This window comes from Leclercia pneumoniae (assembly GCF_017348915.1).
GTDB lineage: Bacteria > Pseudomonadota > Gammaproteobacteria > Enterobacterales > Enterobacteriaceae > Enterobacter > Enterobacter pneumoniae.
This window is the reverse complement of record NZ_CP071383.1, coordinates 3,181,545-3,203,548: the sequence shown is the minus strand read 5'-3', so window position 1 is coordinate 3,203,548 and position 22,004 is coordinate 3,181,545. Positions and strand designations below refer to the sequence as shown.

Annotated in this window: 19 protein-coding genes and 2 pseudogenes; 16 read left to right on the top strand and 5 right to left on the bottom strand. The window is 55.6% G+C overall.

Features of this window, described 5'->3' with window-relative positions:
• Window positions 1–20: 20 nt before the first annotated feature.
• Window positions 21–105, bottom strand: a pseudogene (locus JZ655_RS21655) (hypothetical protein); the annotation flags it as partial.
• Between the two features lie 36 nt (window positions 106–141).
• Between JZ655_RS21655 and purL the strand changes: the two are divergent.
• The 5 genes from purL to glnB all read left to right on the top strand — a co-directional run bounded on the left by purL (window position 142) and on the right by glnB (window position 8,452).
• Window positions 142–4,029: a phosphoribosylformylglycinamidine synthase gene (purL, locus tag JZ655_RS15500; RefSeq protein ID WP_207292220.1), complete on the top strand. Its 3,888-nt coding sequence runs from the start codon at window positions 142–144 to the stop codon at window positions 4,027–4,029.
• A 543-nt stretch (window positions 4,030–4,572) separates the two neighbouring features.
• Window positions 4,573–6,006, top strand: coding sequence for a sensor histidine kinase (gene qseE / locus JZ655_RS15495; RefSeq protein ID WP_207292219.1), 1,434 nt, complete (start codon window positions 4,573–4,575; stop codon window positions 6,004–6,006).
• Entirely contained in the window at window positions 6,003–6,710 is a 708-nt protein-coding gene (gene qseG / locus JZ655_RS15490; protein WP_207292218.1) for a two-component system QseEF-associated lipoprotein QseG, read from the top strand. Before qseE ends, qseG begins: the two co-directional genes overlap by 4 nt.
• Entirely contained in the window at window positions 6,700–8,034 is a 1,335-nt protein-coding gene (gene glrR, locus JZ655_RS15485) for a two-component system response regulator GlrR (protein ID WP_207292217.1), read from the top strand. Before qseG ends, glrR begins: the two co-directional genes overlap by 11 nt.
• Window positions 8,035–8,113: 79 nt before the next feature.
• Complete coding sequence (gene glnB / locus JZ655_RS15480) at window positions 8,114–8,452, top strand: nitrogen regulatory protein P-II (RefSeq protein WP_003860685.1); 339 nt, start codon at window positions 8,114–8,116, stop codon at window positions 8,450–8,452.
• A 64-nt stretch (window positions 8,453–8,516) separates the two neighbouring features.
• Here the strand turns inward: glnB and hmpA are convergent, their stop codons facing one another.
• On the bottom strand, window positions 8,517–9,707 hold the full coding sequence (gene hmpA, locus JZ655_RS15475) for an NO-inducible flavohemoprotein (RefSeq protein ID WP_207292216.1): 1,191 nt from the start codon (window positions 9,705–9,707) through the stop codon (window positions 8,517–8,519).
• Between the two features lie 304 nt (window positions 9,708–10,011).
• On the opposite strand from hmpA, the gene glyA reads away from it, so the two are divergent.
• Window positions 10,012–11,265, top strand: coding sequence for a serine hydroxymethyltransferase (gene glyA / locus JZ655_RS15470; RefSeq protein WP_046884544.1), 1,254 nt, complete (start codon window positions 10,012–10,014; stop codon window positions 11,263–11,265).
• Window positions 11,266–11,335: 70 nt separating this feature from the next.
• On the opposite strand, the pseudogene JZ655_RS15465 reads toward glyA, so the two are convergent.
• Window positions 11,336–11,759 (bottom strand): annotated as a pseudogene (locus JZ655_RS15465) (DoxX family protein).
• A 158-nt stretch (window positions 11,760–11,917) separates the two neighbouring features.
• On the opposite strand from JZ655_RS15465, the gene JZ655_RS15460 reads away from it, so the two are divergent.
• Together JZ655_RS15460 and JZ655_RS15455 are read left to right on the top strand one after the other, a co-directional pair.
• Window positions 11,918–12,415, top strand: a complete 498-nt coding sequence (locus tag JZ655_RS15460) for a DUF2569 domain-containing protein (protein ID WP_046884545.1) — start codon at window positions 11,918–11,920, stop codon at window positions 12,413–12,415.
• Between the two features lie 144 nt (window positions 12,416–12,559).
• Window positions 12,560–13,696 carry a 3-phenylpropionate MFS transporter gene (locus JZ655_RS15455; protein WP_207292215.1) on the top strand — a complete coding sequence of 379 codons (1,137 nt, stop codon included), beginning with the start codon at window positions 12,560–12,562 and terminating at the stop codon, window positions 13,694–13,696.
• On the opposite strand, the gene csiE is transcribed toward JZ655_RS15455, so the two are convergent.
• Complete coding sequence (gene csiE / locus JZ655_RS15450; RefSeq protein ID WP_207292214.1) at window positions 13,693–14,970, bottom strand: stationary phase inducible protein CsiE; 1,278 nt, start codon at window positions 14,968–14,970, stop codon at window positions 13,693–13,695. The genes JZ655_RS15455 and csiE overlap by 4 nt on opposite strands.
• Window positions 14,971–15,094: 124 nt before the next feature.
• Between csiE and JZ655_RS15445 the strand changes: the two genes are divergently transcribed.
• Window positions 15,095–15,733, top strand: coding sequence for a DUF1007 family protein (locus JZ655_RS15445; protein WP_207292213.1), 639 nt, complete (start codon window positions 15,095–15,097; stop codon window positions 15,731–15,733).
• Window positions 15,724–16,704 carry a nickel/cobalt transporter gene (locus JZ655_RS15440; protein WP_207292212.1) on the top strand — a complete coding sequence of 327 codons (981 nt, stop codon included), beginning with the start codon at window positions 15,724–15,726 and terminating at the stop codon, window positions 16,702–16,704. The genes JZ655_RS15445 and JZ655_RS15440 overlap by 10 nt, the downstream gene beginning before the upstream one ends.
• A gap of 193 nt (window positions 16,705–16,897) precedes the next feature.
• Here JZ655_RS15440 and suhB read toward each other — a convergent pair whose 3' ends face one another.
• Window positions 16,898–17,704 carry an inositol-1-monophosphatase gene (gene suhB, locus JZ655_RS15435; RefSeq protein WP_172657805.1) on the bottom strand — a complete coding sequence of 269 codons (807 nt, stop codon included), beginning with the start codon at window positions 17,702–17,704 and terminating at the stop codon, window positions 16,898–16,900.
• A 125-nt stretch (window positions 17,705–17,829) separates the two neighbouring features.
• Here suhB and trmJ point away from each other — a divergent pair, with 125 nt between their 5' ends.
• From trmJ to hscB, 6 genes are all read left to right on the top strand, one after another.
• On the top strand, window positions 17,830–18,558 hold the full coding sequence (trmJ, locus tag JZ655_RS15430; protein ID WP_040074493.1) for a tRNA (cytosine(32)/uridine(32)-2'-O)-methyltransferase TrmJ: 729 nt from the start codon (window positions 17,830–17,832) through the stop codon (window positions 18,556–18,558).
• A 214-nt stretch (window positions 18,559–18,772) separates the two neighbouring features.
• Window positions 18,773–19,264, top strand: a complete 492-nt coding sequence (gene iscR, locus JZ655_RS15425) for a Fe-S cluster assembly transcriptional regulator IscR (RefSeq protein ID WP_040074494.1) — start codon at window positions 18,773–18,775, stop codon at window positions 19,262–19,264.
• A gap of 170 nt (window positions 19,265–19,434) precedes the next feature.
• A complete protein-coding gene (locus JZ655_RS15420; RefSeq protein WP_040074495.1) occupies window positions 19,435–20,649 on the top strand; it encodes an IscS subfamily cysteine desulfurase in 1,215 nt (404 codons plus the stop codon).
• A 24-nt stretch (window positions 20,650–20,673) separates the two neighbouring features.
• Window positions 20,674–21,060 carry a Fe-S cluster assembly scaffold IscU gene (iscU, locus tag JZ655_RS15415; RefSeq protein WP_207292211.1) on the top strand — a complete coding sequence of 129 codons (387 nt, stop codon included), beginning with the start codon at window positions 20,674–20,676 and terminating at the stop codon, window positions 21,058–21,060.
• A gap of 15 nt (window positions 21,061–21,075) precedes the next feature.
• Window positions 21,076–21,399, top strand: a complete 324-nt coding sequence (gene iscA, locus JZ655_RS15410; protein ID WP_040074497.1) for an iron-sulfur cluster assembly protein IscA — start codon at window positions 21,076–21,078, stop codon at window positions 21,397–21,399.
• Window positions 21,400–21,476: 77 nt separating this feature from the next.
• On the top strand, window positions 21,477–21,992 hold the full coding sequence (hscB, locus tag JZ655_RS15405) for a co-chaperone HscB (RefSeq protein ID WP_046884550.1): 516 nt from the start codon (window positions 21,477–21,479) through the stop codon (window positions 21,990–21,992).
• The last annotated feature ends 12 nt before the right edge of the window (window positions 21,993–22,004 follow it).

Here is a 22,004-nt window from a genome sequence, read left to right as displayed (position 1 = left end):
AACACCTATTGTTAAATTTACGCTGTGATTTTATTTCGACGCAAACGGTTTCGTCTGCGCTCAGGATTCTCTATAATGACGCCCGTTTTCCCCCCTTGCGCACACTGTAAGCGCCTCCGGCGCTTCGAAGACGAGAGACTTATGATGGAAATTCTGCGTGGTTCGCCTGCACTGTCTGCCTTCCGTATCAACAAACTGCTGGCACGTTTTCAGGCGGCCGACCTTCCGGTAAGCAATATTTACGCTGAGTATGTCCATTTTGCTGACCTGAATGCCCCTCTGGATGCAGAGGAGCGAGCGAGACTTGAGCGCCTGCTGAAGTATGGCCCGAGCCTGAGCAGCCATACCCCAACCGGTAAACTTCTGCTCGTCACCCCTCGCCCTGGTACCATCTCCCCCTGGTCTTCTAAAGCAACCGACATCGCCCATAACTGTGGCCTGACGCAGGTAAACCGCCTTGAACGCGGCGTGGCTTATTACGTTGAAGCCTCAACGCTGACCGACGCCCAGTGGGCGACCGTGGCCGCTGAACTGCATGACCGCATGATGGAGAGCGTCTTTGGCGCGTTAAACGACGCGGAGCAGCTCTTCGCCCATCATCAGCCGGCGCCCGTGCAGAGCGTGGATGTGCTGGGGCAGGGCCGTCAGGCGCTGATTGACGCCAACCTGCGTCTCGGCCTGGCGCTGGCCGAAGATGAAATTGATTATCTGCAGGATGCGTTCGTTAAACTAAACCGCAATCCGAACGATATCGAACTCTATATGTTCGCCCAGGCGAACTCAGAACACTGCCGCCACAAAATCTTCAACGCCGACTGGGTGATTGACGGCGAACAGCAGCCGAAGTCGCTGTTCAAAATGATTAAAAACACCATGGAGCTAACCCCTGACCACGTGCTGTCTGCCTATAAAGACAACGCCGCGGTAATGGAGGGTTCCGAGGTGGGCCGCTTCTTCGCCGATCGCGAAGCAGGGCGCTATGACTTCCATCAGGAGCCTGCGCATATCCTGATGAAAGTAGAAACGCATAACCACCCGACGGCGATTTCGCCGTGGCCGGGTGCGGCGACCGGCTCCGGCGGTGAAATCCGTGACGAAGGGGCAACCGGTCGCGGTGCAAAACCCAAAGCGGGTCTGGTGGGCTTCTCCGTCTCCAACCTGCGTATCCCGGGCTTTGAACAGCCCTGGGAAGAAGATTTCGGTAAGCCGGAACGTATTGTCACCGCGCTGGATATTATGACCGACGGCCCACTGGGCGGTGCGGCATTCAACAACGAATTTGGTCGTCCGGCGCTTAACGGTTACTTCCGTACCTACGAAGAGAAAGTGGAGAGCCACAACGGCGAAGAGCTGCGAGGCTACCACAAACCCATCATGCTGGCTGGCGGGATCGGCAACATCCGCGCCGATCATGTGCAGAAAGGTGAGATCGTCGTCGGTGCGAAGCTGATCGTGCTCGGCGGTCCGGCGATGAATATCGGTCTGGGCGGCGGGGCGGCCTCGTCCATGGCATCCGGTCAGTCTGATGCGGACCTCGATTTTGCCTCCGTACAGCGTGATAACCCGGAAATGGAGCGCCGTTGTCAGGAGGTGATCGACCGCTGCTGGCAGCTGGGCGATGCGAACCCGATTCTCTTCATCCACGACGTCGGGGCGGGCGGTCTCTCCAACGCTATGCCGGAGCTGGTGAGCGATGGCGGTCGCGGTGGCCGTTTCAACCTGCGCGACATCCTGAACGACGAACCGGGCATGAGCCCGCTGGAAATCTGGTGTAACGAATCGCAGGAGCGTTACGTGCTGGCGGTTTCGCCAGACCAGTTGCCGCTGTTCGATGAGTTGTGCCGTCGTGAACGTGCTCCTTATGCGGTGATCGGTGAAGCGACCGAAGAGATGCACCTCAGCCTGAATGACACCCATTTCGACAACCAGCCGATCGATCTGCCGCTGGACGTGCTGCTGGGCAAAACGCCGAAGATGACCCGCGATGTCGAGACCCGTAAAGCGGCAGGCAAAGCGCTGGAACGTCAGGACATCTCGATAGCAGAAGCGGTAAACCGCGTTCTGCATCTGCCCACCGTGGCGGAAAAAACTTTCCTGGTAACTATCGGCGACCGTACCGTGACCGGAATGGTCTCCCGTGACCAGATGGTAGGGCCATGGCAGATCCCGGTTGCCAACTGCGCGGTAACCACCGCCAGCCTCGATAGCTACTATGGTGAAGCGATGGCATTGGGCGAGCGCGCGCCGGTTGCACTGCTGGACTTCGGGGCTTCGGCTCGTCTGGCCGTGGGTGAAGCGTTGACCAACATCGCCGCTACCCGCATTGGCGATATCAAACGCATCAAACTCTCTGCTAACTGGATGGCCGCAGCGGGTCATCCGGGTGAAGACGCCGGGCTGTACGAAGCGGTGAAAGCCGTGGGCGAAGAGCTCTGTCCGGCGCTGGGGCTGACCATTCCGGTGGGTAAAGACTCCATGTCGATGAAAACCCGCTGGCAGGAAGGTAACGAACAGCGCGAGATGACCTCTCCGCTGTCGCTGGTGATTACCGCCTTTGCCCGCGTGGAAGATGTGCGTCAGACCATTACCCCTGAGCTCTCTCTCGAAGATAATGCCCTGTTGCTGATCGATCTCGGCAAAGGCCAGAACGCCCTCGGGGCAACCGCGCTGGCGCAGGTTTACCGCCAACTGGGCGATAAGCCTGCCGACGTGCGTGACGTGGCGCAGCTGAAAGGCTTCTACGACGCGATTCAGACGCTGGTGGCGCAGCGCAAACTGTTGGCTTATCACGACCGTTCCGACGGCGGTCTGCTGGTGACTCTGGCAGAGATGGCCTTTACCGGTCACTGTGGCGTGGAAGCCAACATCGCGACGCTGGGCGAGGATCGTCTGGCCGCACTGTTCAATGAAGAGCTGGGCGCCGTGATTCAGGTGCGTGCTGCCGATCGCGACGCGGTTGAGGCCCTGCTGGCTCAGCATGGCCTGGCAGATTGCGTGCACTATCTGGGTAAAGCCGTACAGGGCGATCGCTTCGTGATTGAAGCGGACGGCCATGCGGTGTTCAGCGAAAGCCGTACCACCCTGCGTATGTGGTGGGCAGAGACCACCTGGCAGATGCAGCGCCTGCGCGATAACCCGGAATGTGCCGATCAGGAACACGAGGCCAAGGCCAACGATAACGATCCAGGGCTGAATGTGAAGCTCTCCTTCGATATCAACGAGGATATCGCCGCGCCTTATATCGCGACCGGCGCGCGCCCGAAAGTGGCGGTTCTGCGCGAGCAGGGGGTGAACTCACACGTTGAGATGGCAGCGGCCTTCCACCGTGCGGGCTTCGATGCCATCGATGTGCACATGAGCGACCTGATTGGCGGACGCAGGGGTCTGGAAGATTTCCATGCGCTGGTAGCCTGCGGTGGTTTCTCTTACGGTGACGTACTGGGGGCCGGTGAAGGCTGGGCGAAATCGATCCTCTTCAACAGCCGCGTGCGCGATGAGTTCGAAACCTTCTTCCATCGTCCGCAGACGCTGGCGCTGGGCGTGTGTAACGGCTGCCAGATGATGTCTAACCTGCGCGAGCTGATCCCAGGTAGCGAGGCCTGGCCGCGCTTTGTGCGTAACCAGTCCGATCGCTTCGAAGCGCGTTTCAGCCTGGTTGAAGTGACCCAAAGCCCGTCTCTGCTGCTGCAGGGGATGGTAGGATCGCAGATGCCGATTGCCGTCTCTCACGGCGAAGGGCAGGTAGAAGTACGTGATGCGGCGCATCTCGCTCAGCTGGAAAGTAAAGGGCTGGTGGCGCTGCGCTTCGTGGATAACTTCGGCAAAGTCACCCAGACCTACCCGGCGAACCCGAACGGCTCAGTCAATGGTATTACCGCGGTCACCAGCGAAAGCGGCCGTGCGACCATTATGATGCCGCACCCGGAACGCGTCTTCCGTACCGTCAGCAACTCCTGGCACCCGGAAAACTGGGGCGAAGACAGCCCATGGATGCGTATCTTCCGCAACGCGCGTAAACAGCTGGGTTAATTCCCCGGCAAGTAATAAGGCCCGGCAAACGCCGGGATTTTTATTTGTGATGGAGAACACGCGATAGTGTCGGGAAATTGCGACAAGCGCAATAATCGGGTGTCTCTATATGGAGACGCATAAGTGATTGATTTTTATGAGTTGAGGTAATTGCACTTTAAGCTGTTGCTAAATGGCGACAGTTAGCCTGAAAATCATTCAGCGGCAAACTAACGTCTTTTATATATTAAACCATTATAAATCATATAATTAATAAGTTTATTTGCATTCTGGCACGAGTGTTGCATAATTATAGCCAGTGGCTCATTCACCTTCTTATGTCAGCCCCTTCGGGACGCGCTACATAAACTTCGAATGACGCACAACAAGGTGCCTGCCGTCCAACTACTGATAATTGCTTTGCTTTATCAGACCCAGGGCGAAACGTCGAGTTAGGCACCGCCTCATTCCACAACAAAGCCGGGTTTTTACCCGGCTTTGTTGTATCTGAAGCGCGTAGTCAGTAGCATCCCACTCACCCCCTATTTAGCTGAGAGTAATGCGTTGAAACGCTGGCCTGTTTTTCCTCGCTCCCTGCGACAGTTAGTTATGATGGCCTTTATCCTGATCCTGCTGCCGCTACTGGTGCTGGCATGGCAGGCCTGGCAAAGCCTGAACGCGCTCAGCGCCCAGGCGGCGCTGACTAACCGGACCACGCTGATAGATGCCCGTCGCAGTGAGGCGATGACCAATGCCGCACTGGAGATGGAGCGCAGCTACCGGCAATACTGCGTACTGGATGACCGTACGCTGGCGCGGGTGTACCAGAATCAGCGCAAGCGTTACAGTGAAATGCTGGATGCCCACGCCGGGGTATTACCGGACGATAAACTCTATCAGGCGTTGCGTCAGGATCTCAACGCGCTTGCCCAGCTTCAATGCCATAACAGCGGCCCGGACGCTGACGCCGCCTCCCGACTGGAAGCCTTCGCCGCGGCCAATACCGAGATGGTACAGGCTACCCGTTCGGTGATCTTCTCTCGTGGCCAGCAGCTACAGCAGGAGATCGCCGAACGCGGGCAGTTCTTCGGCTGGCAGGCGCTGGTGCTGTTCCTGGTCAGCCTGATTCTGGTGCTGCTCTTTACCCGCATGATCATCGGCCCGGTAAAAGGCATTGAGCGGATGATCAACCGCCTGGGGGAAGGGCGCTCTCTGGGCAATACCGTGGTCTTTACCGGCCCGCGCGAGCTGCGTTCGGTGGGGCAGCGTATCATCTGGCTCTCGGAGCGGCTGGCGTGGCTTGAATCACAACGCCACCAGTTCCTGCGCCATATATCCCATGAATTGAAAACGCCGCTGGCCAGCATGCGTGAAGGCACCGAATTGTTGGCGGATCAGGTTGCCGGGCCGCTCACCCCCGAGCAAAAAGAGATAGTGGATATTCTCGATGACAGCAGCCGCAATCTGCAAAAATTGATTGAGCAGCTGCTTGATTACAACCGTAAACTGGCGGATGGTGCGCCAGAGCTAGAGCGGGTTGAGATTGCGCCGCTGGTCGATATGGTGCTCTCCGCCCATAGCTTGCCGGCGCGAGCTAAAATGATGCATACCGAAATGGATCTGCAGGCGTCAGCCTGTGTTGCCGAGCCAATGCTACTGATGAGCGTGCTGGACAATCTTTATTCCAATGCGGTGCACTATGGTACTGAATCCGGTACCATTTATATTCGGAGTTTTACCCAGGGTTCGCGGGTCTGTATTGATGTCGCCAATACTGGAAGCCCTATCCCTGATGACGAGCAGGAGATGATCTTTGAGCCCTTCTACCAGGGGAGCCATCAGCGCAAAGGGGCGGTCAAGGGGAGCGGCCTGGGTCTGAGCATCGCTCGCGACTGCATTCGCCGCATGCACGGAGAGCTAAACCTAATTACTGACGACCGTACCGATGTTTGCTTTCGCATCGAACTGCCGCTTAAGCCGGAAAAATCAATGAAATGAATCTATGCCTGGTGAGTATGTCACATATCTTTTCCCGCGCCATTAACGCGGTATTTAACAGCAAATGTCTACGTATCAGCCTTGCCGGTCTGCTGCTGAGCGGTTGTGTTACCCATGCGCCGACCAGCGCCATTAGCAATAAGCCGGAAGAGAAACTGCCTGAACATCAACTGGCCGATTTCCTCTCCACGGACTGCAATAATATCTGGCGATTACAGGGACACGAAACCGAGACTAACCCTCTTTACTGGCTGCGCAGCATGGACTGTGCCGAACGCCTGGCGCCATCGGTTGCCCGCGCAGAGGCAAGGAACTGGGCGGATGATAGCTGGCAAGGAACCTTTAAACGCGGCATCCTGCTGGCAAATGCCAAAATCAGCCCTGTGGAGCGCCGCGCCTATACCACCCGACTTGATGCCCTGAGCCCACAGATCCCGGCACAGGTACGCCCCTTATTCCAGGTCTGGCGTGACGGGCAGATGCAGCAGCTGCAGCTTGCCGAAGAGCGTTCGCGTTACAGTAAGCTTCAGCAAGCGAGTGACGAAGAGCTGGATACACTGCGCCAGCAGCAGCAATATTTGCGTGGCGAGCTGGAGACCACTACCCGCAAGCTGGAAAACCTGACCGATATTGAGCGTCAACTCTCCACCCGCAAACCGGTGGGCGATATGCCAAAATCTGAGGAAGTGAGCCATGAGCCGTAAACCTGCGCACCTTTTACTGGTAGATGATGATCCTGGGCTGCTAAAGCTGCTGGGAATGCGTCTGATGAGTGAAGGCTACGGCGTCGTGACCGCCGAAAGCGGACAGGAAGGGTTGCGGGTGCTGGCACGGGAAAAAGTGGATCTGGTGATTAGCGATCTACGCATGGATGAGATGGATGGCATGCAGCTCTTTATCGAGATCCAGCGAGTCCAGCCCGGCATGCCGGTGATCATCCTTACCGCCCACGGATCGATTCCCGATGCCGTGGCGGCCACGCAGCAGGGGGTGTTCAGTTTTCTCACCAAGCCGGTGGATAAAGATGCGCTCTACAAAGCCATCGACGATGCGCTGGAACATACCGCTTCGTCCGGCGATGACCAGTGGCGCGAGGCGATTGTGACCCGCAGCCCCATTATGCTGCGTCTGCTTGAGCAGGCGAGAATGGTGGCTCAGTCTGACGTCAGCGTATTGATTAACGGCCAGAGTGGTACCGGGAAAGAGATCCTCGCCCAGGCCATTCACAACGCCAGCCCGCGTAGTAAAAATGCCTTTATCGCCATTAACTGCGGCGCCTTGCCTGAACAGTTGCTGGAGTCGGAGCTCTTTGGTCATGCCCGTGGCGCCTTTACCGGGGCCGTGAGCAGCCGCGAAGGGCTGTTCCAGGCCGCAGAGGGCGGCACGCTATTTCTGGATGAGATCGGCGATATGCCCGCGCCTTTGCAGGTGAAACTCCTGCGCGTCTTGCAGGAGCGTAAAGTACGTCCGCTGGGCAGTAACCGCGATATCGACATCAATGTCCGCATTATTTCTGCAACCCATCGCGATCTGCCGAAAGCGATGGAGTGCAAAGAGTTCCGTGAAGATCTCTACTATCGCCTTAACGTGGTGAATTTGAAAATACCGCCGCTGGCAGAGCGTGCTGAAGATATCCCGCTGCTGGCGACGCAGCTGCTGCGCCAGTCGGCTGAGCGGCATAAACCCTTTGTGCGTGCCTTTTCAACCGATGCCATGAAGCGGCTTATGACCGCCGGCTGGCCGGGCAACGTGCGCCAACTGGTAAACGTGATCGAGCAGTGCGTAGCGTTGACCTCCTCGCCGGTGATCAGCGATGCGCTGGTTGAGCAGGCGCTGGAAGGGGAGAACACCGCGCTCCCCACCTTTGTGGAAGCGCGTAATCAGTTTGAACTCAACTACCTGCGTAAGCTGCTGCAAATTACCAAAGGCAACGTGACCCATGCGGCCCGTATGGCTGGACGCAACCGCACCGAATTTTACAAATTGCTGTCGCGCCATGAGCTGGAAGCAAACGACTTTAAAGAGTAATACCGCTAAATCCATCGGGTATGATACTGTGAGCAACCGATTACGATGCTGCTGACAGGTACGATTTCAAGGACTCACCATGAAAAAAATTGATGCGATTATTAAACCTTTCAAACTGGACGATGTGCGTGAAGCGCTGGCGGAAGTCGGCATCACCGGGATGACGGTAACTGAAGTGAAAGGCTTTGGTCGCCAGAAGGGCCATACTGAGCTGTATCGTGGCGCAGAGTACATGGTGGACTTTCTGCCGAAGGTGAAAATTGAGATCGTGGTCAGCGACGATATCGTCGACACCTGCGTGGATACGATTATTCGCACCGCTCAGACCGGCAAAATTGGCGACGGAAAGATCTTTGTCTTTGATGTCGCGCGGGTGATCCGTATTCGTACGGGTGAAGAGGACGATGCGGCGATCTAAACCCGCATCACGCTGACTCATCTGTATAAAAAAAGCCCCCGGTAATTGCCGGGGGCTTTTTGCATTACAGCACCTTGTGCGGGCCAAAACATTCGTAATGGATGTTCTCTTTATTGACCCCCAGTTCGACCAGCTGCGCAGCTGCGAACTGCATAAAGGCTACCGGGCCACAGACATAAAACAGCATCTCCGGGGCGTTAAATAGGCCTTTATGCTGGGCTAAATCCATCAAACCTTCGCTATTAAAGCGTGCTGCTGTGCGATCGGTCTCCGTCGGCAGGCGGTACCAGGTATGTGCGGTAAAGTGCGGCAGCTGAGCGGCCAGAGCCTGTACTTCATCGGCAAACGCATGCACATCACCGTTCTCGGCGGCGTGGAACCAGTTTACCGGCGCGCTGTGCTGCGATTTCGCCAGAGTATCCAGCATCGCCAGCATCGGGGTTTGCCCCACGCCTGCGGAAATCAGCGTAACCGGCGTGTGGGTGTCAACGGCCATAAAGAAATCACCGGCCGGCGCGGCCAGATGCACCACGTCGCCTACTTTCGCTTCGTTATGCAGCCAGGTTGAGACCTGACCACCCTCTTCGCGTTTCACGGCGATACGATAGCTCTTAGCATTGGCTTTGCGGGTGAGGGAATACTGGCGGATCTCCTGATGCGGGAAGCCTTCGGGTTTCAGCCATACGGCCAGATACTGGCCAGGCTGATAATCCGCTACGGGTTTACCATCCACCGGTTCGAATTCGAAGCTGGTAATCAGCGCGCTGCGCGGGGTTTTCTCTACGATACGGAAGGCGCGAGTGCCCTCCCAGCCACCCTTTTTGCTGGCATGCTCGCTGTAGATCTGCGCTTCACGGTTGATAAAGACATTAGCCAGCACGCCGTAAGCTTTACCCCAGGCATCCAGCACCTCCTGACCCGGGCTGAACATCTCATCCAGGGTGGCAAGCAGGTGAGTACCCACGGTGTTGTACTGCTCCGGCTTGATCTGGAAGCTGGTGTGCTTCTGCGCAATTTTCTCTACCGCCGGCAGTAGGGCCGCCAGGTTATCGATGTTGCTGGCATAGGCGGCAATCGCATTAAACAGCGCTTCGCGCTGATCGCCGTTACGCTGGTTGCTCATGTTAAAAATTTCTTTGAGCTCGGGATTGTGGGCGAACATCCGGTCGTAAAAGTGGGCGGTAAGTTTAGGACCCGTTTCAACCAGCAGGGGAATAGTGGCTTTCACGGTTGCGATGGTTTGGGCGTCGAGCATGGCTGCTTCCTTTTCTGTAAATCTAATGATGTATTTTAAATACATCTTATAAAAAATAACCCTGCGTTGTAAATGGTTCTTTGCAACGTGAAATATTCACATCACAAACCTGAAAAGAAATCCCTTACTTGCCGTCTGCGCTTTATGTGTCAAACCCTTGCGTGGCGGGCAGGAAAACGTTTGCGTAAAATCGTTTGTCAAGACCTGTTATCACAGAACTAATCAGTTATACTGTTGCGCGTTGTCCAACAGGACTGCCTTTTTCAGGTCAAAATTTTATTGTTAGCTGAGTCAGGAGATGCGGATGTTAAAGCGTGAAATGAACATTGCCGATTATGATGCCGAACTGTGGCAGGCTATGGAGCAGGAAAAAGTACGTCAGGAAGAGCACATCGAACTGATCGCCTCCGAAAACTACACCAGCCCGCGTGTGATGCAGGCGCAGGGCTCTCAGCTGACCAACAAATACGCTGAAGGTTATCCGGGCAAGCGCTACTACGGCGGTTGCGAGTACGTGGATATCGTTGAGCAGCTGGCAATCGACCGCGCGAAAGAGCTGTTTGGCGCCGACTACGCTAACGTCCAGCCGCACTCCGGTTCTCAGGCTAACTTCGCGGTTTACACCGCACTGCTGCAGCCGGGCGATACCGTTCTGGGTATGAACCTGGCGCAGGGCGGCCACCTGACTCACGGCTCCCCGGTTAACTTCTCGGGCAAACTGTACAACATCATTCCTTACGGTATTGATGAGTCCGGTAAAATTGACTACGAAGACATGGCGAAGCAGGCCAAAGAGCACAAGCCGAAGATGATCATCGGCGGCTTCTCTGCCTACTCCGGTATCGTTGACTGGGCTAAAATGCGCGAAATCGCAGACAGCATCGGCGCATATCTGTTTGTGGATATGGCGCACGTTGCCGGTCTGATTGCTGCGGGCGTTTACCCGAACCCGGTTCCACATGCGCACGTTGTCACCACCACGACTCACAAAACCCTGGCGGGTCCACGCGGTGGCCTGATCCTGGCGAAGGGCGGCGACGAAGATCTGTATAAGAAACTGAACTCTGCTGTCTTCCCAAGCGCGCAGGGCGGCCCGCTGATGCACGTTATCGCAGCGAAAGCCGTGGCGCTGAAAGAAGCGATGGAGCCAGAGTTCAAAGTGTATCAGCAGCAGGTTGCTAAAAACGCTAAAGCGATGGTGGAAGTGTTCCTGAACCGTGGCTACAAAGTGGTGTCTGGCGGTACTGAAAACCACCTGTTCCTGCTGGATCTGGTCGATAAAAACCTGACCGGTAAAGAGGCTGACGCTGCCCTTGGCCGCGCCAACATTACCGTAAACAAAAACAGCGTACCTAACGATCCGAAGAGCCCGTTCGTGACCTCCGGTATCCGTATCGGTTCACCGGCCGTTACTCGCCGTGGCTTTAAAGAAGCGGAAGTGAAAGAGCTGGCAGGCTGGATGTGTGACGTGCTGGACAATATCAATGACGACGCGGTTATCGAGCGCGTTAAAGGTAAAGTTCTGGAAATCTGCGCACGCTTCCCGGTATACGCATAATTCTGCTCCGCAGAAAGAGAAAAGGCCGCGCAAGCGGCCTTTTCTATTTGGTGGCGAAAAAGGGAGGTTCTTAGTGCCGGTCAATAGAAATTGCGCCAGGCCCGGTGACGGCCAATAATAAAAAGGCCCCAGCAATACTGATATTTTTTATAAAAGTTAATCATATTCGGCATGACGGCGTCGCCGCTCATATCCCAGTAAGGATGGCCGATAACTGCCGTACCCAGCGTGTAAAAGACAAACAGCAGTGCGATAGGGCGGGTAAAGAAACCCAGCACGATCAAAATAGCCGCCGGGATCTCCATCACCACCGCAATAATCGCGGCCAGCATCGGCATGGGGGCGCCCAGCTTCGCCATCTATTGCACGGTGCCATCAAACCCGGTCATTTTCGGCAGACCAAAAATAATAAACAGCAGCACGATAGCGATCCGGGCGATCAAAAGAAGCAGAGGACGTGACTGACCGAAATCTAAATAGCGAAGTGCGTTCATGATGAGCTCGCTTTTCGGTGGGGCGTAATTTAACCCTAATACAAATTATCGGCGCCTGCCATTGACCTTCCCGCTATAAATCAGCCGTTAGGGTGATTTTAATTTCAGGGTCACTGGCTGGGTGTGTAGAATTCTCTTTTTTCGGCAAGGATATCGCGATGCAATGTATTGAATGTCAGGAACAACCGGCCAATAAAGAGTCGGGGTTATGTCATCAGTGTGAAAGTCTGGATGAGAAGAAAATTAACGGCCTGCTCTATCTTCCCGCGGCCGGGTTAGTCATCAATATGCTGATCTCCCCCTTCAATGCCTGGGAATTTATCTCGTCCATTGTGGGCTTTATGCGACAAGGAATGGCAATCACCCCTTTCGGTATAGGCGGCGTGGCGCTGATTGTTATTGATGTTGTGCTGACTTTCCTGACGGGCTGGTACTTCTTCAAAAGGAAGCGAAATATTCGCAAGGTGATTATTCCATACTATCTTTTTGGCCTGCTCTATATGCTGTACTTTGTCGCCTTACGCGTGTGGCTGTTCGGGGCCACGCTGGATACGATGGATATCCGCAATGCGCTAACACCCGTTGTCGGCGCGCTAATCTGGATCCCGTATTTTCTCTTCTCAAAACGGATCCCGCGCGTTTTCACTCAGGAGTGACTCCTGACACCGCGCAACTATAGCCGGGCCAGGAAGGGAAGGCCGGTGATAAAAGTTAAATAAAAGTTAATGCTTAGCCAGCTTATGGACTTGCGCAGTATCGCCTTTCTCGCCAGACTATCGCCTCCATAACGGGAGGGATTCATGGTTTTGCATTCCACACGCTGGCTGGCGCTCAGCTACTTCACCTACTTTTTTAGCTACGGTATTTTTCTACCTTTCTGGAGCGTCTGGCTTAAAGGCATAGGCCTGATGCCCGAGACCATTGGTGTACTGCTGGGCGCAGGCCTGGTGGCGCGCTTCCTCGGTAGCTTGCTGATTGCCCCTCGCGTGAGCGATCCCGCTCTTCTGATCAACGCCGTGCGCGTCCTGGCGCTGTTAACCCTGGTGTTTCTCTGCGGCTTCTGGGTCAGCCAGCAGTTTGCGTGGTTAATGGTGGTGATGGTTGGCTTCAACCTCTTTTTCTCACCGCTGGTGCCCCTCACCGATGCGCTGGCAAACACCTGGCAGAAACAGATCACCATGGATTATGGTCGGGTGCGCCTGTGGGGATCGATCGCCTTTGTCATTGGCTCTGCGCTGGTGGGCAAACTGGTTAGCCTGTATGACTATCAGGCGATTCTGGCGCTGTTAAGCCTCGGTATTTTCTCAATGCTGCTTGGGCTACTGTTGCGCCCGTCGGTGATGCCGCAGGGAGAAAGCCGTCATCAGGAGAGCGCAGGCTGGCCGGCCTGGCGCGCTCTGGTAACCCAGAGCTGGCGGTTCCTGGCTTGCGTCTGCCTGCTACAGGGGGCGCACGCGGCCTATTACGGCTTTAGCGCCATCTACTGGCAGGGGGCAGGGTATTCAGCCTCGGCGGTGGGGTATCTCTGGTCGCTGGGCGTGGTGGCTGAAGTGATTATCTTTGCCTTAAGCAACAGGCTGTTCCGCCGCTTCGGCGCCCGGGACCTGCTGCTGCTCTCTGCCGTTTGCGGCCTGGCCCGCTGGGGGATCATGGGCTGGACGACAGCGTTGCCGTGGCTCATTGTCGCCCAGATCCTGCACTGCGGCACTTTCACGGTCTGCCACCTGGCGGCGATGCGCTACATCGCTTCACGGGAAGGGGCCGACGTGATTCGTCTACAGGCGGTCTATTCTGCGGTGGCGATGGGGGGAAGTATTGCGGTTATGACCGTATTTGCTGGCTTCCTGTATCAGCATCTCGGTCAGGGTGTCTTCTGGGTAATGGCGCTGCTGGCGCTGCCGGCGATGGTGCTCCGACCGCGCGTGGCAGCGCGCTAGGTCTCCAGCATCACGCGAATATGTTCCTGCTGCTGCGCATTCAACGTCTCTACCGCGTGGATGAGCGGCGGCGAGAAGAGCGGCAGGGCGGTCGCGTAGGGGGTCACCACCAGGGCTGCTTCCCGGGGGGCGCCCTCCTTCTGAAAAGCCTGTAACGGCACATAGCGAATGTTTAAGGGCAGGAGGGTCAGTTCGCGAAGTTGTTGCTCGATCGCCTCTTCGCTCGCTTTATCCGTTCCGGTTAACAGCACCACCTGTTTTTCATGCAGGTCATTTTCCTGCATCAGCCAGGCGCCAAATATCACCGCCACCAGGCTGGCCTCCTCTTCGGAAAAAGAGAGCGAAAACGTGCTCTCCAGCTCCAGGAGCGCATCGCGGGTGGTGCGCATCAGGCGTGGATAAAGACGCTGGATCTCCTCCGCCAGGCTGTTATCAATCCCAATCCCGAACAGAGACCGGTTTAGCGCCTGGGCAAGATGAATATAGAGCTGATCGGTCAGCCCTTGCTCGTCACTAAAACGCATCCCCGTCTGGCAATGAAAGCGGGTAATCATCCGGCCAATTGCCTGGCGTAACTGCTCATCCTGGTTTTGCATATCCCGTAGTGGATCCGGGGTGCGCAGCATCATAAAGAGCAGCGTCAGGAATGGCTGCTCATCCTCATGGGGCAGGGGGAGCACGCGGCGCTGCCAGTGGCGAACAATCTCCTGCGCCATCAGATACTCACCACGTTGTTGCGTCCAGCTGCGCTGAATCTCCGAAAACTGCGGCGTCTGGCCCAGATGGTGCTGAATCAAACAATATTGCAAGTAAAGCTGTAAAAACTGCACGTCGCGGCACTCAAATTGACGCTGCAAGCGGCGGGAGCAGAAATTTATCAGCGCCCGTAAATTGGTATCGTCATACAACGTGCGTGCAATGCCATGCTGTTTAAGCGCGGTTTTCAGAGATGGGGTAAACTGCTGCGCGACGAAATGCGGGCAGAGTCGGAGTGCACGCCGCAGCCAGTGCAGCAAGCATAAGCGTTGGTCAAGTGTGGTGCCTTCAATCCGGTAGCTGCCGTCATGGTGCGTAGCAATGTTGAGCCGATGATAGCGCTGGATTTCATCGCGCGTCTCGGCTATATCTTGCCGGGCAATGCTGTGATCCACCCCGTTGATTTCACCGATGCGCTGCTCGGTGGCGATAAAATCCGGCAGATAGAGCATCAGCAGCACCTGGCAGCGGCGCTGCGAACTGGAAAGCACAGATGGCATTTCGAGAGTCGTCATCATCTGCAAGGTTCCAGTAAGAATGTTTGATAAGAATAGCTAAAGGATCTGCGTAATAGCGCGCGTTCAGGGCTCTTTCCTTCAGGAATGCGGGCGGACATCACAGAATTTTTGACGTGAGGAAGAGATGCAAATAGTTAAACAAAGCGCTGCGGCGCTATTTTTGGCGGTAATATCTTCTGCCGTGGCCGCGCATCCTCACAGTTTTATCACCCTCAAAACCGAGATCGTGGCTAACGACGGTCAACTTACCGGGCTTAAGATGCGCTGGACCATGGATGAAATGACCTCCGCCGATCTGCTGTACGACGCCGGCGATGCGCGTCCGGGAGATGAGATCTGGAAAAAGCTGGCGGCAGAAGTGATGGCCAATGTGCTCGGCCAGCACTACTTCACCGAGTTCTGGCATAACGGGCAGAAGGTGAAGTTTCTCAATCGTCCTACGGAGTACGGCATGAGCCGCGAGGATCACCAGGCCGTGCTGACCTTTGTGCTGCCGCTGGCGCAACCGCAGCCGCTGGCCGGGCAGACCTACACCTTCTCTACCTTCGATCCCTCATATTATGTGGACATGAGCTATGCCGAAGATGGCGATGTCACGCTGCCAGCCACGCTGCAGAAAAAATGTTCCCTCGCGGTTCATACCCCCGAGCCCAGCGAAGAGACGCTCAATTTTGCCATTTCTCTTGATAAGGACGATGCGCCGCCGGAGGACATGGACCTCGGTAAACAGTTTGCTCAACAGGTGACCTTACAATGTCAGTAACCTTTTCTCAGCCCTCCAAACAGCGCCGCTGGCTGCATCTTTGGCCGCTGGGACTCTTTACGCTACTGGCCGTCGGGGCAGCGATCTGGTTATGGCAGGCCTGGCCGCAGGTCATGATGCAGAGCGTTATCTGGCAGCGTGAGGTTAACCAGCAGATGAGCGGGTTGCTGAAGGCGGTGGCGGATAACCCTGCCCGTGCGGGCGGTTCGCTGCTGATTTTCAGCTTTCTCTATGGTGTGCTGCATGCGCTCGGGCCCGGGCATGGCAAGATTGTTATTACTACATGGCTGGCAACCCATCCCTCTAAGCTGAAATCCAGTATTGGTCTGACGCTTGCCTCCTCGCTGCTGCAGGGGCTGGTGGCCATTGCGTTAGTGATCGTGGTGCTAACGCTTCTGCAACTGCCCGCACGCCAGCTTCATGCCAGCAGTTTCTGGCTAGAAAAAGGGAGCTATGCGCTGGTGGGGGTACTGGGAGTGATGCTCTGCTGGCGGGCAATAAAAAAGTTACGTGCGTTGCTGCGTAAGCCGACGTTTAAACGTTTTGCGCCGCATCATGTGCACGATGCCCACTGTGGCTGCGGCCATCAACATCTGCCCACCGGGGCACAATTACAGCAGGGCGATGACTGGCGCGCCAGGCTGATGATCATTCTCTCTATGGGGATGCGGCCCTGCTCCGGGGCGATTATGGTATTGCTCTTCAGTAAGGTTATCGGCGTCTTCGGTTGGGGCGTCATCTCTGCCCTGGCGATGTCGGCAGGCACCTCTATTACCATCAGCGCGCTGGCGTTGCTGGTGCATAGCTTTCGCCAGTTGGCCATCAGGCTTAGCGGCAATAAAACCCCTGTACTGTGGCAGCAAATTGGCTGGACGACCTTAGCCCTGGCCGGCGGGGTGATGTTGCTCGCGGCTGCAGTAGTGATGTGGGTCAGTGCGGTTCCGGTAGGACGAGGGCTGCGGCCGTTTTAGTCTCTCTGCCGACAACGGGTCGGCTGGACTGGGCGCAGCTGGATCTTACAGTGTGGTTTATTTGTCACTGTTATTTGGCGTTGAGAGTTAAATTGCGGGGATGTTTTGCGGTGCTCTGCATTCGCTGTTGGCTTAAGCGCGTGAGAGATTTACGGCAGTAGCGGGTGAGGAGAACCTCACCCGCCCTCAGAGATTAGCGCTTCAGCGCTTCGCTCAGTTCGTCACGCATGCTGGCCAGCATGGCTTTGACGACGCGCGGATTACCGGCAACCAGGTTGCCCGTCATCATGTAGTTATGACCACCGGTGAAATCACACACCAGCGCGCCGGCTTCACGGGCAATCAGCTCGCCTGCGGCAAAGTCCCATGGCTTAAGGCCAATTTCAAAATAGCCATCCACGCGCGCTGCGGCAACGTAGGCCAGATCCAGTGCTGCAGAACCGCTGCGACGGAAGTCAGCACATTCAGTAAAGAGTTTGCCCAGTACCTTCATATAGGCAGGAGCGTGCTGTTTCGCTTTGAACGGGAAGCCGGTCGCCAGAATGGTGCCATCCAGATCGCGGGCGTTGCTGCCGCGCAGACGGTAGCCGTTCAGCTGTGCGCCCTGGCCGCGGGTCGCGGTGAAGAGTTCGTTACGCATTGGATCGTAAACCACGGCGACTTCAGTACGGCCTTTAATGCGTACGGCGATAGAAACAGCAAAGTGGGGCAGACGTTTTACGAAGTTGGTGGTGCCATCCAGCGGATCGATAATCCATTGAACATCCTGATCTTCGCCCACGTGCTCACCGCTTTCTTCGGTGATGATGGTGTGTTGCGGGTAAGATTTGCGAATGGTTTCGATAATCATCGCTTCTGCGGCTTTATCGACGTTGGTCACAAAATCATTGCTGCCTTTCTGGCTGGTTTCTACGGAATCTGGCGTCTCGTAGTGCTTGGCAATTACATTACCCGCCTTGCGCGCTGCGCGCACGGCGATGGTCAACATTGGATGTTGCATCGGTTACTCTCACTGGATGTTAAAGAACGGGGGATACGAAAACGGCGCAGAGTATAGCAGCGAGTTCGGAATATGTCTTCCGTTTATGGTAGCATGGCCGAATATTCTTCATACTCAGAAAAATTATGCTGCAAAATATTCGAATTGTGCTGGTCGAAACCTCGCATACCGGCAATATGGGCTCCGTGGCCCGCGCGATGAAAACCATGGGCTTAACCAACCTCTGGCTGGTTAACCCACTGGTCAAACCCGACTCACAGGCCATTGCGCTCGCGGCGGGTGCCAGCGATGTCATCGGTAACGCGCAAATCGTCGATACCCTGGATGAAGCCCTGGCGGGTTGCAGCCTGGTTGTTGGCACCAGTGCACGCTCCCGCACGCTGCCGTGGCCAATGCTTGACCCTCGCGAATGCGGTCTGAAAAGCGTTGCTGAAGGGCAGCACGCCCCTGTGGCGCTGGTGTTTGGCCGTGAACGCGTCGGCCTGACTAACGAAGAGTTGCAAAAGTGCCATTATCACGTGGCCATTGCAGCGAACCCGGAATACAGCTCGCTGAACCTGGCGATGGCGGTACAGGTTATTGCTTACGAAGTGCGTATGGCATGGCTGGCAACCCAGGAAAACGCGCCGGTCGCCGAGCCGGAAGAGGCGCCATACCCGCTGGTGGACGATCTGGAACGGTTCTATGGGCACCTTGAAAAAACGCTGCTGGGCACCGGGTTTATCCGCGCCGATCATCCGGGTCAGGTCATGAATAAGCTGCGTCGTCTGTTTACGCGCGCCCGTCCGGAAAGCCAGGAGCTGAATATCCTGCGCGGCATTCTGGCGTCGATAGAGCAGAAGAATAAAGAGTAGCGCCACTCTCTACCTTTTCCCCTGGAAGAGGGGAGAGGTGAGGGCATCAGGTCGCACTTTTATGATACGGCACAGAAGGTTAAATACCTGACTAAAACAGTCAACTAAATAGTTGACCATTTTAGTCGGGAATGTCAGACTTGGCCCTGCTATGCAATACCCCATTTTACAATAAAAAACCCCGGGCAGGGGCGAGTTTGAGGTTAAGTAAGACATGAGACTGACATCTAAAGGGCGTTATGCCGTGACCGCGATGCTGGACGTTGCGCTCAACTCCGAAGCGGGCCCGGTACCGTTGGCTGATATTTCTGAACGTCAGGGAATTTCCCTCTCTTATCTGGAACAGCTGTTTTCAAGACTGCGTAAAAATGGCCTGGTTTCCAGCGTCCGTGGTCCTGGCGGTGGTTATTTACTGGGTAAAGACGCAGGCAGTATTGCGGTTGGCGAAGTCATTAGCGCAGTGGACGAGTCCGTTGACGCGACCCGCTGCCAGGGCAAAGGGGGTTGTCAGGGTGGTGATAAATGCCTGACGCACGCGCTGTGGCGCGACCTGAGCGACCGTCTGACCGGCTTCCTGAACAACATCACCATTGGTGAACTGGTTAACAACCAGGAAGTGCTGGACGTCTCTGACCGTCAGCATAATCACGAAGCACAGCGCAATACCCGCACGCAAGACGCCATCGACGTTAAACTGCGCGCGTAGTTTCCCTGGCCTGTTTTCGGTGCGTTGCAGCCCCGCAAAATAGTCAGGGTAAAAATTATAAAGAATTTTAGAATCAGGCCGGGGCGTTAACTCGCCCCGTGTACTCGGTCGTACATCCAGCCGGTAGCCTGATTCCTTGCATTGAAGCGATGTACGGAGTTTAAAGAGCAATGAAATTACCGATCTATCTCGATTACTCCGCAACCACGCCGGTGGACCCGCGTGTTGCCGAGAAAATGATGCAGTGTCTGACCCTGGACGGAAACTTTGGTAACCCTGCCTCCCGTTCACACCGTTTTGGCTGGCATGCTGAAGAGGCGGTTGATATCGCCCGTAATCAGATTGCTGAGCTGGTTGGCGCTGACCCGCGTGAAATTGTTTTCACCTCCGGTGCCACCGAATCCGATAACCTGGCGATTAAAGGTGCGGCCAACTTCTATCAGAAAAAAGGCAAGCACATCATCACCAGCAAAACCGAGCACAAAGCCGTGCTGGATACCTGCCGTCAGCTGGAGCGTGAAGGGTTTGAAGTGACCTACCTCGCCCCGCAGAGCAACGGTATCATCGACCTGAAAGAGCTCGAAGCGGCAATGCGTGATGACACCATTCTGGTCTCCATCATGCACGTAAACAACGAAATTGGCGTGGTTCAGGATATCGCCACCATCGGCGAACTGTGCCGTGCACGCGGTATTATCTACCACGTGGATGCAACCCAGAGCGTGGGCAAACTGCCTATCGACCTGAGCCAGCTGAAAGTGGATCTGATGTCCTTCTCCGGCCACAAAATCTATGGCCCGAAAGGCATTGGCGCGCTGTATGTGCGTCGTAAACCGCGTATCCGTATCGAATCCCAGATGCACGGCGGCGGTCACGAGCGCGGCATGCGTTCCGGTACTCTGCCTGTTCACCAGATCGTGGGCATGGGCGAAGCGTATCGTATCGCCAAAGAAGAGATGGAAACCGAGATGGCACGCCTGCGTACGCTGCGTAACCGTCTGTGGGATGGCGTGAAAGATATGGAAGAAGTGTATCTGAACGGCGATCTTGAGCAGGGCGCGCCAAACATCCTCAACGTCAGCTTTAACTACGTTGAAGGCGAATCGCTGATCATGGCGCTGAAAGATCTGGCGGTCTCTTCCGGTTCTGCCTGTACTTCTGCAAGCCTCGAGCCATCCTACGTGCTGCGCGCGCTGGGCATGACCGACGAGCTGGCACACAGCTCCATTCGTTTCTCTTTAGGTCGTTTTACTACCGATGAAGAGATTGACTACACCATCAAGCTGGTTCGCAACTCCATTGGCCGTCTGCGTGAGCTTTCTCCTCTGTGGGAAATGTTCAAAGAAGGCGTGGATCTGAACAGCATTGAATGGTCACATCACTAATCGGTTTATAAGGAGAATTCAATCATGGCATACAGCGAAAAAGTTATTGATCATTACGAGAACCCACGCAACGTTGGCTCTTTCGACAACAGCGACGACAACGTAGGTAGCGGCATGGTTGGCGCACCGGCGTGTGGCGACGTCATGAAGCTGCAGATCAAAGTTAACAATGAAGGTATCATTGAAGACGCGCGCTTCAAGACTTACGGCTGCGGTTCCGCCATTGCCTCCAGCTCGCTGGTCACCGAATGGGTGAAAGGCAAGTCTCTGGACGAAGCGCAGGCGATTAAAAACACCGATATCGCCGATGAACTCGAACTGCCGCCGGTGAAAATTCACTGCTCTATCCTGGCAGAAGACGCGATCAAAGCCGCTATTGCGGATTACAAAAGTAAACGTGAAGCAAAATAATTAGTTGAGGTTGTTATGTCGATTACCCTTAGCGACAGCGCTGCCGCGCGCGTAAGCGCCTTCCTGGCAAACCGTGGTAAAGGTTTTGGCCTGCGCCTGGGCGTGCGGACTTCCGGCTGCTCTGGCATGGCGTACGTCCTGGAGTTCGTTGATGAACCGGCGTCTGACGATACCGTGTTTGAAGACAAGGGCGTGAAGGTGGTGGTCGATGGCAAAAGCCTACAGTTCCTCAACGGCACTCAGCTGGACTTTGTTAAAGAAGGTCTGAACGAAGGGTTTAAATTCACCAACCCGAACGTAAAAGATGAGTGCGGCTGCGGCGAAAGCTTCCACGTTTGATTGTGCGTCACCCGAATAACCCCACCGCAGTTACCTGCGCGTGGGGTTTGTTCTAACAGGCTACCCCTGAGATTGTTATGGATTACTTCACACTCTTCGGACTACCCGCTCAATACCCGATCGATATCCCGGCTTTAACGACCCGCTTTCAGGATCTGCAGCGCCAGTATCATCCGGATAAATTCGCGAGTGGGACGCAGTCAGAACAGTTGGCTGCCGTTTCACACTCTGCCACCATCAATCAGGCCTGGCAGACGCTGCGTCATCCTCTGACCCGCGCTGAGTATCTGCTCTCCCTCCACGGTTTCGACCTGGCGAGTGAACAGCATACCGTACGTGATACCGCGTTCCTGATGGAACAGCTGGAACTGCGCGAAGAGCTGGATGAGATTGAACAAGCCAAAGACGAAGCGCGTCTGGAACGTTTTATCACCCGCGTGAAGGGCATGTTTGATACCCGCCATCAGCAGATGGTGGAGCAGTTGAACAATGAGACGTGGGACGTAGCGGCCGACACGGTACGCAAACTCCGTTTTCTCGATAAACTGCGAAGCAGTGCTGAACAACTCGAAGAAAAGCTGCTCGATTTTTAATTTCGGAAGCAA